Source organism: Thermoactinomyces sp. CICC 10522, assembly GCF_016055075.1.
Taxonomy (GTDB): Bacteria; Bacillota; Bacilli; order Thermoactinomycetales; family Thermoactinomycetaceae; genus Thermoactinomyces_A; species Thermoactinomyces_A daqus.
This window is the reverse complement of the sequence record NZ_JAECVY010000003.1, coordinates 283963-297569: the sequence shown is the minus strand read 5'-3', so window position 1 is coordinate 297569 and position 13607 is coordinate 283963. Positions and strand designations below refer to the sequence as shown.

Sequence of the window (13607 nt, the reverse complement as noted above, 5' to 3'; positions counted from 1 at the left end):
CCATCATCTTTTGAATCTTTCAAAAACAGGTGATGCAAAATCTCTGAATCTACGGTAATCTGGTATTGAGCCATTGTGAAACCCTCCTTGTTTGGGAATGTTTGCCAACTACTATTCTAACCGAGGAATTTCACCATGGCTCAATTATTTTTCGCAGCTTCCATTTTTACACAATTATACGGACTTAACTGTTTTGGCAGGGTGTACAATGCATGAAGAATCAAAGAAAACCAATATCGTAAAAGTCGATGATCGAGCCTTTTTCATTTCAGATCAGCAATTTCCTGAAAGAGCATCGTTCTTTCGAAAAGCTTTCAGAGTAACGAAGACCGCTGCTTGTACGTTGGATCGTAAAAATGCAGGAGCCAGAAACAAAGAAGCGTTAAAGAGCTATCCACCAAAGGATGGATTTGATCGGGTGCAGTGGCCGCTTGCCATTTGCAGGGAAGGCGGGGCCGGCGCTTATGTTGAGTATATTGAGAGTGAAAAGAATGAACAGGTTGAGAAATGGTTACAAAAAGAGTTAAGTAAGTATCCTGATGGTACACCTCTTTTCTTTCACATAGGAGATCGTCCGAAGATGAATATCATAACAGATCAAAAGGAACGAAATTAGTATGAAGCACTCTTGCTTGAAATAAGTTTCCTTCAAACAATCCGTGCTTTAAATAGTAGGAAGATGAAGAAAAAATGAGCTTTTATCTGTCTGCTGATTTGTTTGAAGGCGATCATCCCGCATGGGATCAAGTTTTATGAGAACGAGGGCGATTTAAATCCGAATTTAAACTGGGAGTGCTCTTGTTTCGATTAACGCAATTGCCGATACAACTGGGAGATATTCCTGAGAAGTGAATTGGGGTGTGGACAGACAGCAGCTTTGAAGTTGATTAAACCATAAAGCGAGCCTTCATGTTGAGCCTCGCTTTTTCTTTATGGTAAGATAAACCAACTGAGTTTGGAAAAGTGGAGTGATCTTTCCGTGAAAAAAGCCAACCGATTAATCAACGAAAAATCTCCTTACCTTCTGCAACACGCCTATAATCCTGTCGATTGGTATCCATGGGGACCGGAAGCATTTGAGAAGGCAAAACTGGAAGACAAACCGATTTTTCTTTCGATCGGCTACAGCACTTGCCATTGGTGCCATGTGATGGAACGCGAAAGTTTTGAAGATGAACAGGTTGCGAAGGTATTAAATGAAAACTTTGTTTCGATCAAGGTGGATCGTGAGGAGCGTCCGGATGTGGATCACATCTACATGACGGTGTGCCAGGCGATGACGGGACATGGCGGTTGGCCGCTGACGATCATTATGACGCCGGAGCAGAAGCCGTTTTTTGCCGGCACTTACTTTCCGAAAGAGAGCCGGTACGGACGGACGGGCCTGATTGAGCTGCTTGAACGGGTGGCACGGCTTTGGAAGTCGGAGCGCAAGCGGGCCGATGAGATGAGCGGCCGGGTCACGGAGGCGGTGCAAGCTTATCTTGCTCCCGATGAAGCAGGGGAGTGGGGCAAGGAATTGTTTGATTATGCTTTTGAACAATTTGCCAGTCAATTTGACGAGGTGTATGGCGGATTCGGGGATGCCCCGAAATTTCCGCGGCCGCACGATTTCCTCTTTTTGCTGCGGTATTGGCGGCAGACGGGTGAAAATGAAGCGTTGCGCATGGTGACGTCTTCACTTGCAGCGATGCGAAAAGGGGGTATTTTTGATCATCTCGGTTATGGATTTGCGCGCTATTCCGTTGACCGGGAATGGCTGGTTCCCCATTTTGAAAAAATGCTGTACGATCAGGCGCTCTTGGCGCTCGCTTACATAGAAGCGTTCCAGGCGACGGGTGAGAAAAGCCATGCGGAAGTGGCGAGCGAGATTTTTACTTATGTCCTGCGGGATATGACTTCCCCGGAAGGCGGTTTTTACTCGGCGGAAGATGCGGATTCCGAGGGAGTGGAAGGGAAATTTTATGTCTGGACTCCCGGGGAGATTCAGGAAGTGCTCGGACCGGAAGAAGGGGCGTTCTTTTGTGAAGTGTACGGAGTGACGGAAGAAGGGAATTTTGAACACGGTACATCGATTTTGAACCGGATTGGAGTTTCCCTGGAGGAGATGGCAAAACGACGCGGTTTGTCTGTGGAGGAGCTTAACCGGAAGCTGGCCGAACAGCGGGAAAAATTGTTTGCCGTCCGGGAGAAGCGGGTTCATCCGTACAAAGATGATAAAATCCTCACTTCCTGGAACGGGCTGATGATTGCGGCACTGGCCCGCGGCGGCCGGGTTTTGGGAGAGACGGAGTATACGGATGCGGCCGTGCGTGCGGTGGAGTTTATCTTTAACAATCTGACCCGGGAAGATGGCAGGTTGCTTGCCCGTTTTCGCGATGGAGAAGCGAAATACCCCGGTTATCTGGATGACTATGCTTTTTTGATTTGGGGTTTAATCGAGCTGTATGAGACGACATTCCAGGCAAACTATCTCACACGGGCCATTTATTTGACCAAAAAGATGATCGAGCTGTTTGGCGATGAGAAAAATGGCGGTTTTTATTTTTACGGAAAAGATGCGGAGACGCTTTTGGTCCGGCCCAAAGAGATTTATGACGGAGCGACACCTTCGGGCAATTCGGTGGCTGCTTACAATTTGATCCGGCTGGGAAAATTGACTTCGGACGAGCAGCTTTTGAAGGAGGCGGATCGCCAACTTCGTGCTTTTGCCAAGGCGATTGATTCCTCGCCGATTTCCCATTCCTTTTTCTTGATTGCCATGATGTTCGCCCAGGGGCCGAGCAAGGAGATCGTCATTTCCGGACGTCCCAATGATGTCGATACGAAGGAAATGATTCGGATGGTGCAGCGGGCTTATCTGCCGGAAGCGGTGATTGCACTGCAACCGCGGGGAGATGTGGCGACGACGATGAAAATTTTCATTCCCGATGTGAAGGAGAAAGAGCCGGCGCAAGCGGAAAAGCCTGCCGTTTACATCTGCGAGAATTATGCTTGCCAGGCGCCGATCAGGGAGATAAAAGAATTGAAAGAAGCGCTCAAATAATAAAAGGGACAATGAAGGGCACAACCGATCAAAAAGGTTGTGCTTTTTTCTGTTCCCTTCCCGGGATCATCTTGATGTGGAGCTTTTTCTTTTGAGAGGCTTCGGTTTGGACGATTATATAAGTCGGCTGATACCCGTTTTTTTGGAAACGGAATTGATAACGGCCGGGAGGAACGTGCCATGCAAAACAGCCGTTTCGGTCTGTATAAACTGCAATGTCCGGGATCGGTCCGGCTGTTTTCCCGGCCGGTTCCGGAAAGACCAATACATGCTCCAGGGGAAAGCCATGATGATCGGTGACTTGACCGCTGATGGTGCTTTTGCCCTCATTGGCAAAGAGGGACGCGGAGAAGGGGAGGAGAAGAAGAAAAAGGAAAAAGAGAGTGTAACAAGCTGATGAATAGCGGGAAAATGTCATGGTTGGCCCAAACTCCTTTTGCCAAAAAGTGTCCGCCAACATGAGAAAGCGCTTGGCGGACATCCTTCCTGTGTCGATTCAGGAGGCCGGAAAGCCCCTTTTTACTGTTGTCGCCATAGATTCAGGTTATTAAACACTTCCTGGGTGATCCTCGTTCCGCTATTATATCCGTTGTACCCGTAAACACCATTGGTATGGATCGCGATGGAGCATACCCCGCATCCCCGGGAATTTTCCTGATAGACCGGGGAACCGCTTTGTCCTCCATATGTATCGTTTGAATAATAGAGTTTGTACGCTGTGGATTTGCGAATCTGATCCCTGTCTTCCCATTGCGTGCCGTATTCTTTATCGCCGGGATAACCGCTAAGATTCTCGGGCGTTCCGTCCAGCGAACCGCTTTTCCAGCGATAACCGAACCAACCGGCTGAATCTCCGATATCCCAATTCAATTTGATCGCGCCATAATCGTAGGAGCCGTCTCCATCTTCCGTCCACCCGGTCACGGAATAGAACGTTCGGGCTTTGGCTGAGCCATAAGGAAGGTCGTTCCCGTTTCGGCCGGGGTACACATTGGCGAAACTGGCCCATTTATGTTTGTTTGGATCATATACACAATGTCCGGCGGTCACAACCGTATCCGGGCTGATCAGCCAACCGGTGCAGCCGCCGATATCGCTTTCAATTTTTACGATGGCACTGTAAGGATAGACGGAGGGATCCTGCACTTCGGTTCGTTCATCCTGTCCGATGACAGATTCCTCTCCCAAGTGTCCGGCAGATTGGTTCGATGTTCTTGAAGAAGATGGGGCGAATTCATGGATGCGTTTGTTCGTTCCCGGATGTCCTTTTACATAGGCTCCGTTTTGCGTCTGAATCACATCATCAGGCTGACCGAACACGGTGCGGTAAGAACCGTCACTGGAGACGGGGGTATGGGGGGAGTCATTGGCCGCAGACGCTTGTCGGATCGGAAGAACGCTTGTCAATGGAAGCAGGGTTAACCCCAGAAGCGCTGTTGCCATGATCGTTTGTCGCAAGCTGAATTTGTGTGACATGAGCAAATCTCCTTCCCAGTTTATGACTGTCACCGAATATTATAAATAAAACCAAAATTAGGGACAATTGGACATTCTTGTATAGACGGAGAAAATAACGGAAAAGTTGCATGTTGAAATAAAAACGAATTTGCATTGAATTATTTTTTATTTATGAATTAGTTTATTTTTCGTTTATTAAATACTGTTAAATCCAAATGATTTAACCCGAAGCTGCGGAACGCATGGATGAAAACGGGCAAGAAAATTTCTATTTTTGGACAAATTTATCGGCCTTTTTGCTTCTCCGGGCAAAGCTTTCCGGTCAATCAGATGGTTCGCTCCCCTCTCCCAGTTTTTTCATCTCCGACATAGATGCCCGTTTTGAAAAACTCCTCCTGAGGGGATTTACTTTTAATGATTATCATATTATAATTATTATAAAAATGTTAACCTGAACAAACTTATTTGCAATCAATCAAAAACGAGAATCGTTTTCAATGGATGTGTGCGGCTCCGGCAAGCGGGGTCGCATCGCTTGTTTTAAGGTAAATAAAAATGATCATTATTCTCAAAAGGCGGTGTGGCGAATATGCAAATGGAGGTCTTGCCGGATAAACGGCATGCAACAGTCTTCACTTGGCTTCATAATTGGGATTGGAAACGACATATGGAGATGATGGCTGCCGTAATTTGCGGTGTTTTGCTGTTCGTGGCCTGGTGGATGCAAAAAGAGAGATTGGGGCTGGCGCTTGCGTTGTTCATCGCTGCTTATGTGATCGGAGGATTTGCCAAAGCAAAAGAGGGGGCCGTCACCCTGATCCGGGAGAGAGAACTTGATGTAAATCTGCTCATGTTTGTGGCCGCGATCGGAGCAGCGGCAATCGGCTATTGGCTGGAAGGCGGCATGCTCATCTTTATTTTTGCGGTCAGCGGTGCCTTGGAGAGCTATACCTTGGCCAAAAGCGAAGGGGATCTGTCTTCGCTGATCAAACTGAAACCGGAACAGGCCCGCTTATGGACGGAGGATGGCGAAGAACACCTGGTGCCGGCAGGTCAATTGAAACAAGGGGATCTGATTCTGGTGAAACCCGGTGAACGGATCGCGGCGGACGGGATGATCAGAAAAGGAGTGTCATCGGTACATGAAGCGGCGATTACCGGCGAAGCGATGCCGGCAGAGAAAAAGGAAGGCAGCGAAGTGTATGCTGGGACGACCAATGGGGAAGGTTCCCTGATCATTGAAGTGACGAGGGCGGGGGATCAGAGTGTGGTCGCCCGGATGGTCCGGCTGATTGAACAGGCGCGTTCGGAAGTGCCGCCTGTGCAAACGAAGATTGAGCGAATCGAAAAAATCTATGTGAAGGCGGTATTGCTGCTGACTGGTTTGCTGATGCTTTTGCCCCCTGTTTTTTTTGACTGGTCGTGGAAAGAGAGCTTATACCGTGCGATGATTTTTCTGGTCGTCGCATCTCCCTGCGCCTTGGTCGCCTCCATTTTGCCTGCTCTGCTGGCGGCGATTTCAAACGGCGCGCGGCAAGGAATCCTGATCAAAAGCGGGAAGCAACTGACCAACCTGGCCGGCTTGAAGGTGATCGCTTTTGATAAAACGGGCACCTTGACGGCAGGACGTCCGCAAGTGACGGATATACGGCCTTTCGGAGAATGGTCGGAAACGGAACTGCTTCAGGCTGTCGCCTCGATTGAAGGGTTGTCCGAGCATCCGATCGCCCGGGCGTTTGCGGAATATGCAGCGGCCAACGGAGTGAAACCGGAAAAAGTGGAATCCTTAACGGCGCATCCCGGGAAAGGAATTGAAGCGGAGTATAAAGGAAGCCGTTGGTTTATCGGGAAACCGCGTGCATTTTCCGAGCAAAACCGGGAGGTCGGCGAAATCGTCCGAAAATGGGAGGATGAGGGGAAAACCGTTATTTTGGCGGCAAAGGACGGGGAGATAGCCGGTTGCTTCGCGCTGCGCGATCAGATTCGGCCGGAAGCGGCAGAGATGGTGCGCGAATTGAAAAAGCAGGGGATTCTCGTGGCCATGTTAACCGGCGATCAAAGGAAAACCGCAGAAGCGATCGCCGAAGAAGCGGGAGTTGATCTCGTCTTTGCCGATCTGCTGCCGGAAGAAAAAGTGCGGTTGGTCGAGGAGCTAAAAGAGACATACGGTGAGGTGGCGATGGTAGGGGACGGTGTCAATGATGCTCCTGCCCTCGCCCGTGCGGGAACCGGATTTGCCATGGGAGGAGAAGGGACGGATTTGGCTCTGGAAACGGCCGATGTCATCCTGATGAAAGACGATCTCTTGAAAATCCCGTATTTGATCAGGATGGCGAAAAAGCTGAACCGCGTCGTAAAGCAAAACGTGATCTTTGCTTTATCGGTGATCGGTCTGCTGGTGGCGGCTAATTTCATCCAGTGGATGAATCTGCCGTTTGGCGTGGTGGGGCATGAAGGAAGTACGATTTTGGTTATTTTAAATGGACTGCGTTTGTTGAAGTGAACTACAATGAAAAGGGAGAAGCTGACCGAATCCGGCGTTTCTCCCTTTTTGCTGTCTTCAAAACTTTTAAAGAAAAAACGTTGGTTGTGATGGTTATCAATTTCGGCGGTAAAAGCGGATCAGTTCGGCATTTGGTTTTTCATTTGCCAGACTTATCTGAATCATGCGGACCAATTTAGCCCGCGACCGGTGTGCTGATTCAATCATTGCTTCCAACATGGCATCGGCGTCAAGCGCATACCAGTCAATCTCATAGCCTGTATTCAAACCCAGACAGCGAATGAACTCCCGCTGAGCCCGTCCGTTTCCCTCGCGAAAAGGGTGAAGCATGTTGATCTCCGCGAGATAATAGGCGGCCCGGTCGGAGAAACTTTCGGCATCCAGTCCAGTCAGATACCTCTCGGACCGGAGTTCGGCAAAGATTCGTTCTGCTTGGGGACGAAGGAAATAAGGCAAACAAAAAACGGTCGGAGGTTTTGAGATCGTTTCCGTCCGGAGTTGACCTGCCCACTCGTACACATCTTGAAAGAGATACCAATGGATCCGTTGCAGATGGAGTAGATCAAAATGGCCGAGGATCGGTGACTCCATCAACTGCACCAGGCGTTTGGAAGTCATCAATCTCTCCCAGACAGCGAGTTTCTTCTGATCACGCAGGCCTCGTTTATTTTTCAAGATCGTTGTACCGGGATAAAAGTAAGGAGATTCCTTCAATCTCTGGTACTATCCTTTCAGTGCAAGCTCCAGTGCCTTGCGGTCATATTCTTCTTCGGAGATTCGCCCTTCGCAGTAAGCGAGGAGTAGTTCTTGTTCAGGTTTGCTCAGATGAACGCCTTCATGTTTCAGTGTCCCAACGGCCCCCCGGAACTTCGCTTTTGGCGATATCTGCTTGGGAGAGTCGGTGATTTGGTTGGCAACGCCCATTTGAGTTGGCATCCTTTCCATTTTGAGGTTCACCTCTATTTTATCATTTGCGGCCGGGGACCAACAATGTTCAGCCGCCCCGTTTACGGCACGTTCCTATTATAGGTGGGAGGGGATGTCTCTTATACCCGGAAACACGATGCAAAAAAAAGGCACAGATCTTCGGATCTGCCAGCTTGTTGACAAAGTTACGAAACCAAGGACTGCCGGGGCCGGGTGTTTTTCCTTGCTCCCGTTTCTACTGTCGCAAAAGCCACTGCTGAAAAACACCCATGCCCTCCTCTGGCGTTGTCAACAGTTTTGCAGATCTTCCTGAACTGCGCGCAATCGGCGATGATGAACATATTACTTCAACTGATGGGATTTAAACGCGACCAATCTCCCTGTTGTATGGAAAATGCGGTGAGGTTTGGTCACGTGGCCGTGTTTCGTCAGCCAAGCATAGCCTTCCTTTTTGGCTTCTTCGTCCGTTTTCGCCTTGAGTGCTTCGTCGAATAACACTTCTCCCTTTTCATCATAAACGGTCATATGGTACACGACTGGCTCACCTCATCTTTTGTGTGAGTTGTGTGGCAAATCAAATTTATTATAGCATGTCAAAGTGAAGCATTCAGTTTGATCTGCGCCTGATCAAGCGCTTTTTTCAGATCTTTTCTCATTTCCCGCTCGACTTCGCTTTTCTTCTCATTTTCGGTTTGGGCGACGACACGAATCATCGCTTCAGTAGTGCTGATCGTTTCCACCCCCAGCACTGTCGGGCCGTTTATAATGCCAGCCATCTGCTGTTTGAGGCGGTTGCATTCCTGTTCCAGAACGGAAATGGCCCGGTCGAGGTCCGCATCTGCCGGGATGGGGAGATCGACCTGCGCCTGTTTAAACCCGCGTGAATGGTTGGTGAGCGATTTTACATCCCGGTTGAGGACAAAGTGAAGGTCCCCGTCACTGTCACGCAGTTTCAGCACGCGCAGACCGACATGCTCCACAGTGCCGGAATATCCGTTCACGGTAATTTCCTCGCCGACATGAACCTGATCTTCCATCAGCATAAAAAATCCGGTAACGATGTCGGCGACCAAATCTTTGGCCCCAAAGCCGATCGCCAGGCCCAGGACGCCGGCACTGGCCAAAATGGCAGAGATATCAATGCCGAATTCTTTGAGTACGGTAACCGCGGCAATAAAAAAGATTACATAGGTGGATACGTTGATCAACAAGCTTTGTATCGTTTTCAGGCGCTGCTGCGTTCCTTTGTTCAGCCGCTTGCTCTGATTGGTCAGGCGAATGATGATTTTGCGGATGACGGAAAGAGCGATCAGTGAGATGACAATAATGAAGATGCTTGCGAGCAGGGAATCGAAGATTTTGGTGAAATCGATGTGAATCCATTTGGATAAATCAGGCATAAAAAAGTTCTCCTCCTTGTTGCGCATTCGGATTGAACGGTCTATAATCCTCTTCATGATATTTTGATTGCAGAAAAAGGGAGGTGCTGAATCGATGGTCGAACGGTGGTCGATTGCACGGTTTCGCATATTGGTGCTGATCGTCTGTGTTGCCGGGATGACCCAGGGATTGCTCATTCCGCTCCTTACCACTTTACTTGACGAGCAGGGAATAAATCCGGCCGTCAACGGTTTGAGCGCAGCAGCTCTTTATATCGGAATGCTCATCGCTTCGCCGTTTGGGGCAAGGGTGGTGAAGCGGAAAGGATTGAAATGGACAATTTTGTTTGGTTTGTGCACAGTGGGTGGAGCGACCATTCTGTTTCCTCTCTCGTCCAATGTCTGGATTTGGAGTTTCCTGCGTCTTGTTGTCGGAGCAGGTGACAGCTTATTGCATTATGCGACCCAGCTGTGGATTACGACAACCGCTCCTGCCGTACAAAGGGGAAAACGGATTTCCCAGTACGGTTTTGCCTATGGGCTCGGTTTTGGCATCGGCCCTCTCGGCATGAATTTGCTTGTTTTTGGAAAGTTTATGCCGTTTTTGGCTGTCCTGGCCGTTTTGGGCATCTCTCTTTGCTTGTCGCTGCGTCTCGATAATGGAAGCCTGCCGGAGTCGGCAGAGGTTGCTTCCGGGAAAAGGCAGCGGAACGGGGCGCAATTGCGGCGAATTTATCTGACGGGTCTGGTTGCGCTGTGTCCTCCCGTTTTATACGGTTTTCTGGAAACGGCGCTGTCGGGAAACTTCCCGGTGATCGGTTTGAAAGAAGGTCTCTCCAAAGGATGGATCTCCATCCTGATCTCCGCCTTCGTCTGGGGGAGCTTGCTGTTGCAGGTACCGCTCGGAACGCTGGGAGACCGGATCGGCCGTAAACGAATCCTGATCGCGACCTGCTGTTTGGGTTCGCTCGGGATGTTTCTGATTCCTCTGTTGCTTTCAAATGTTATCTATCTGTTCATCGCTTTTACATTGATCGGAGGCTTCGTCGGTTCTCTGTTTTCCCTCGGCCTTGCTTATGCCACGGATCTTTTGGCTGCCGACGATTTGCCGGCAGCCAATGCGATTGCCGCCATGCATTTCAGTGTCGGCAGCATCCTCGGCCCCTATCTGGGCGGTTATCTGATCGAGTGGTTCGGGAGTCCGGCGTTGTTTTGGTTTATCGGCAGTTCGCTTTTGGTTTTTGTTCTGTTGGCGCTGCTGTATCCCGTCACGCATAAGCAGGAGGAAATCGTTCGGAAGAAAGCAGTCTAGAACGATTACGTCTGTTTCTGTTTAACTTCGCGCACCGGCAATTCATATTCGAAGCCGTCATGGGCGAGCAGCGTTTGCGGAAAGACGCTTCTGGCTTCTTCGAGCAATTCGGCACAATCTTCCTCTTGAAAGCGGGAACTGATATGATTTAGAATGAGACGTTTTGCTCCGGATTGTTTGGCCACTTCCGCCGCCTGGGTGCAGGTTGAATGAAAGAAAGAAAAAGCCAACTCTTCCTGTCCGGCCCGGTAGGTCGATTCATGGATGAGTATATCTGCATTGCCTGCGAGTTCGAATGCGGTCTTTGTGACGCGGGTATCACCGAGGATGGCGATGATTCTTCCCGGTACTGGCGGAGACAGGAACTCTTTGCCGTCGATGTGCCGCCCGTCCGGGAGCAAAACCGTTTTTCCTTCTTTCAATTCTTTGTAAACAGGACCGGGTGGAACGCCGATTTCCTTGAGGCGCTTGGCATCGAGCCGCCCGGGCTGTTCTTTTTCCATCAGCCGAAAGCCGAATGACGGGATGCCGTGATCCAATTTCTTGACCAGAATGGAGAACGCTCCTTCCGTAAACCGGCTGCCGTCGGCGATTTCCTCCACCTTCAGCGGATAGCGGAGGAATGTCCGGCTCGTTTTCAGAGAGATTTCAATGAATTCGGCCAATCCCGGGGGGCCGTATACGGTCAGCGGTGTTTCCGCTCCCTGAAAGGAACGGCTTCCCAGGACTCCAGGCAAGCCGTAGAGATGGTCCCCGTGCAGGTGGGTGATCCAGATGTGGCTTACCTTACTCAGCTTTACAGGTGAAACAAGTATTTGATGCTGGGTTGCCTCTCCGCAGTCAAACAGCCAGGTTTGTCCTCCGTATTCCGGCATGACCAGGGCGAGGGAAGAAACGTTGCGCATTCTGGAAGGAACCCCCGCGCCGGTACCGAGGAAATAGAAGATCATCCCTTTTGCATCCTTTCTTCATCAAGACCGCTTTCGGTCGCCTGTCTGTTCCGGTTAAAGTCCAGGACCCACCTGGCTGCTTCGGCTACGGAATGCACGATATGAGCCGCTTCTTTTTGCACAGCCGGGTCGGCACCAGCCATGGCAAAGCTGTGCGGAGTCATCCGGAGCATGGAGATATCGTTAAAGGAGTCACCGATGCAAGCGACTTCCTCAGCTTTCAGGCCCAACCTGTCGATTAATTTTTCAATGGCAGCACCTTTGGAAATCCCGTACGGCATGAAATCGATGCAATCTTTGTCGGAAATAAAGGTGTCCAATTGTCCGCGGTATTTGGTGTTAATGTGTTGTTCCAGTTTTTTGATGGTTTCGAGATCACCAAAAAAACAGAGTTTGCTTGGAAGGATCGAGTGACCGATTTGTTCCGGCACATGCGGATCTTCTTTCACCGGCATCTTCATGCGTTGTTCAATCGCCCGGATCTCCGGGGTTTTGGCCTTCACGAGCATGTCGTTTTCCTGATTGATGAAACAAGAAAGTCCGAACGGGAGTGCCTCCTGGTACAGTTGACGCGCGAGTTCACCGGGAAACACGGCGGAACTGAGCTTTTCATTTTCCGTCGTATAGAGAAAAGCGCCGTTTTGACTGATGCGGTGGGCATTGATGCCGATTTCTCCCGCGATGCGCGTCAGTTCTTTATCCATGCGGCCTGATGCGAGGCAGAGGATCACCCCTTCGCGCTCCAATGTCCGCAGGGCGGCCTGATCGGCTTCCGTAACGCGCTTTTCATGGTTAAGTAAGGTGTTGTCCAGATCGCTGACAAATAATCGAATCATGCTATACACTCTTTCTATGTCTTTTGTTCCACCGGTATCTCCCATAGCGTACCACAAAGTGTTTCATTTTTCATGATCCCGGATGACAGAGGGAAGATTCTTTTTCATCCATACATGGAAAATATTGAACAATCCGGAGATGAGACAGTTTAAGCCAACTCGGGAGGGTCATGGAGGAACCGGAAAGATAAGGGGATACCACGATCTGACCTGCAATAAACATTCACAGAAGGAGAAGACAAGCATTTATGATTATGGACAGCCTTTTTATCATCGGCTTGTTATTCATATTCCTTGTCATCGTTGTTTTGGTTTCGGTTTTCAGGCATTTTTCCCGGATGCCAAAACCTCTCTTCAAGGAGCCGGCCAACTTCCTTAAGCCAAAGTGCTGGAGCGATGAAGACGTTACTGTTGGCTGGGTCGGCCATTCGACGGTGCTGATTAATCTGTATGGCACCAAGATTCTGACCGATCCCGTTTTGGGGCGGCGCGTCGGCGTCCATCTGGGGATCCGGGACTGGACGATCGGTCCCAAACGGCATACGGGACCGGCTTTGTCCATTGAGGAGTTGGGACATGTCGATCTGATTCTGTTGTCTCATGCCCATATGGATCATTTTGATTTCCCGAGCTTGAAAAAATTGGCTCATTCCGGCACCAAGGTGGTTACGGCGTCAGGAACCGGACATTTATTGAAAAAGATGCCTTTTTCCGAGGTTTTCGAGCTGGGAGGAGAGGAAAGCATCGATTTTCGCGAATGGGGACTCACCATCACGGCGGTTCCGGTCAAGCACTGGGGGAACCGTTTTCCGTGGAATAAGAGTTACGGATACACGGGGTATTTGCTTGAAAAGAGGGAACAACGGATTTTTTATCCCGGTGATACCGCCTATACCCCGAATCTGTCCAAGCTGAAGGAAAAGGGGGAGATCGACCTGGCCCTGATGCCGATCGGCGCTTATTTCCCCGATTCGTTTCAGTGGGCGCACTGTACGCCGGAGCAAGCTTGGCAAATGTTTAAAGAGATCGGAGCAAAATGGCTGGCTCCGATCCACTGGAATACATTTGTCCTCTCCTATGAGCCGGTCGATGAACCGATCCGGCGCCTGAAGGAAGCAGCAGGGGAGGAAGCGGAACGGATTGTCTGGCAGGAACAGGGAGAAGTTTTTTGTTTGAGCAAAGCCGTCCGCTGATCC

The 13607-nt window shown here is 49.9% G+C and carries 13 protein-coding genes; 5 read left to right on the top strand and 8 right to left on the bottom strand.

Features of this window, described 5'->3' with window-relative positions; translation table 11 throughout:
* Positions 1-208 precede the first annotated feature (208 nt).
* Entirely contained in the window at positions 209-616 is a 408-nt protein-coding gene (locus tag I8U18_RS07710) for a sporulation protein (protein WP_198064654.1), read from the top strand.
* A gap of 363 nt (positions 617-979) precedes the next feature.
* Positions 980-3046 carry a thioredoxin domain-containing protein gene (locus I8U18_RS07705; RefSeq protein WP_198064653.1) on the top strand — a complete coding sequence of 689 codons (2067 nt, stop codon included), beginning with the start codon at positions 980-982 and terminating at the stop codon, positions 3044-3046.
* Positions 3047-3074: 28 nt separating this feature from the next.
* Here the strand turns inward: I8U18_RS07705 and I8U18_RS18195 are convergent, their stop codons facing one another.
* Together I8U18_RS18195 and I8U18_RS07695 are read right to left on the bottom strand one after the other, a co-directional pair.
* Positions 3075-3311 (bottom strand): carboxypeptidase-like regulatory domain-containing protein, encoded by a 237-nt coding sequence (locus I8U18_RS18195; RefSeq protein ID WP_370589380.1) that lies wholly within the window; start codon positions 3309-3311, stop codon positions 3075-3077.
* A 254-nt stretch (positions 3312-3565) separates the two neighbouring features.
* Complete coding sequence (locus I8U18_RS07695) at positions 3566-4522, bottom strand: trypsin-like serine peptidase (protein ID WP_033100837.1); 957 nt, start codon at positions 4520-4522, stop codon at positions 3566-3568.
* 571 nt (positions 4523-5093) lie between these two features.
* On the opposite strand from I8U18_RS07695, the gene I8U18_RS07690 reads away from it, so the two are divergent.
* Positions 5094-7007, top strand: a complete 1914-nt coding sequence (locus I8U18_RS07690) for a heavy metal translocating P-type ATPase (RefSeq protein WP_198064651.1) — start codon at positions 5094-5096, stop codon at positions 7005-7007.
* A gap of 96 nt (positions 7008-7103) precedes the next feature.
* On the opposite strand, the gene I8U18_RS07685 is transcribed toward I8U18_RS07690, so the two are convergent.
* The 4 genes from I8U18_RS07685 to I8U18_RS07670 form a co-directional block, all read right to left on the bottom strand.
* Positions 7104-7625 carry a Fic/DOC family protein gene (locus tag I8U18_RS07685; RefSeq protein ID WP_152568533.1) on the bottom strand — a complete coding sequence of 174 codons (522 nt, stop codon included), beginning with the start codon at positions 7623-7625 and terminating at the stop codon, positions 7104-7106.
* A gap of 105 nt (positions 7626-7730) precedes the next feature.
* Entirely contained in the window at positions 7731-7952 is a 222-nt protein-coding gene (locus tag I8U18_RS07680) for a hypothetical protein (protein WP_033100840.1), read from the bottom strand.
* Positions 7953-8276: 324 nt separating this feature from the next.
* On the bottom strand, positions 8277-8459 hold the full coding sequence (locus tag I8U18_RS07675; protein ID WP_232330858.1) for a YhzD family protein: 183 nt from the start codon (positions 8457-8459) through the stop codon (positions 8277-8279).
* A 68-nt stretch (positions 8460-8527) separates the two neighbouring features.
* Positions 8528-9334: a mechanosensitive ion channel family protein gene (locus tag I8U18_RS07670; RefSeq protein ID WP_198064650.1), complete on the bottom strand. Its 807-nt coding sequence runs from the start codon at positions 9332-9334 to the stop codon at positions 8528-8530.
* 94 nt (positions 9335-9428) lie between these two features.
* Between I8U18_RS07670 and I8U18_RS07665 the strand changes: the two genes are divergently transcribed.
* Positions 9429-10625, top strand: a complete 1197-nt coding sequence (locus I8U18_RS07665) for an MFS transporter (RefSeq protein WP_081943813.1) — start codon at positions 9429-9431, stop codon at positions 10623-10625.
* 5 nt (positions 10626-10630) lie between these two features.
* Here I8U18_RS07665 and rnz read toward each other — a convergent pair whose 3' ends face one another.
* Positions 10631-11575, bottom strand: a complete 945-nt coding sequence (gene rnz, locus I8U18_RS07660) for a ribonuclease Z (RefSeq protein WP_033100844.1) — start codon at positions 11573-11575, stop codon at positions 10631-10633.
* Positions 11572-12411 (bottom strand): Cof-type HAD-IIB family hydrolase, encoded by an 840-nt coding sequence (locus tag I8U18_RS07655; protein WP_033100845.1) that lies wholly within the window; start codon positions 12409-12411, stop codon positions 11572-11574. Before I8U18_RS07655 ends, rnz begins: the two co-directional genes overlap by 4 nt.
* Before the next feature lie 248 nt (positions 12412-12659).
* On the opposite strand from I8U18_RS07655, the gene I8U18_RS07650 reads away from it, so the two are divergent.
* The gene (locus tag I8U18_RS07650) at positions 12660-13604 is read left to right on the top strand and encodes an MBL fold metallo-hydrolase (RefSeq protein WP_198055500.1); all 945 of its coding nucleotides are present in this window, start codon (positions 12660-12662) and stop codon (positions 13602-13604) included.
* The last annotated feature ends 3 nt before the right edge of the window (positions 13605-13607 follow it).

Bases quoted from the DNA above. Each gene is read 5' to 3' on its own strand.
- I8U18_RS07650 (WP_198055500.1), top strand. From the start codon at position 12,660: ATGATTATGGACAGCCTTTTTATCATCGGCTTGTTATTCATATTCCTT.
- I8U18_RS07710 (WP_198064654.1), top strand. From the start codon at position 209: ATGCATGAAGAATCAAAGAAAACCAATATCGTAAAAGTCGATGATCGA.
- I8U18_RS07675 (WP_232330858.1), bottom strand. From the start codon at position 8,459: ATGACCGTTTATGATGAAAAGGGAGAAGTGTTATTCGACGAAGCACTC.
- I8U18_RS07665 (WP_081943813.1), top strand. From the start codon at position 9,429: ATGGTCGAACGGTGGTCGATTGCACGGTTTCGCATATTGGTGCTGATC.
- I8U18_RS07670 (WP_198064650.1), bottom strand. From the start codon at position 9,334: ATGCCTGATTTATCCAAATGGATTCACATCGATTTCACCAAAATCTTC.
- rnz (WP_033100844.1), bottom strand. From the start codon at position 11,575: ATGATCTTCTATTTCCTCGGTACCGGCGCGGGGGTTCCTTCCAGAATG.
- I8U18_RS07690 (WP_198064651.1), top strand. From the start codon at position 5,094: ATGCAAATGGAGGTCTTGCCGGATAAACGGCATGCAACAGTCTTCACT.
- I8U18_RS07655 (WP_033100845.1), bottom strand. From the start codon at position 12,411: ATGATTCGATTATTTGTCAGCGATCTGGACAACACCTTACTTAACCAT.
- I8U18_RS07685 (WP_152568533.1), bottom strand. From the start codon at position 7,625: ATGACTTCCAAACGCCTGGTGCAGTTGATGGAGTCACCGATCCTCGGC.
- I8U18_RS07680 (WP_033100840.1), bottom strand. From the start codon at position 7,952: ATGGAAAGGATGCCAACTCAAATGGGCGTTGCCAACCAAATCACCGAC.
- I8U18_RS07695 (WP_033100837.1), bottom strand. From the start codon at position 4,522: ATGTCACACAAATTCAGCTTGCGACAAACGATCATGGCAACAGCGCTT.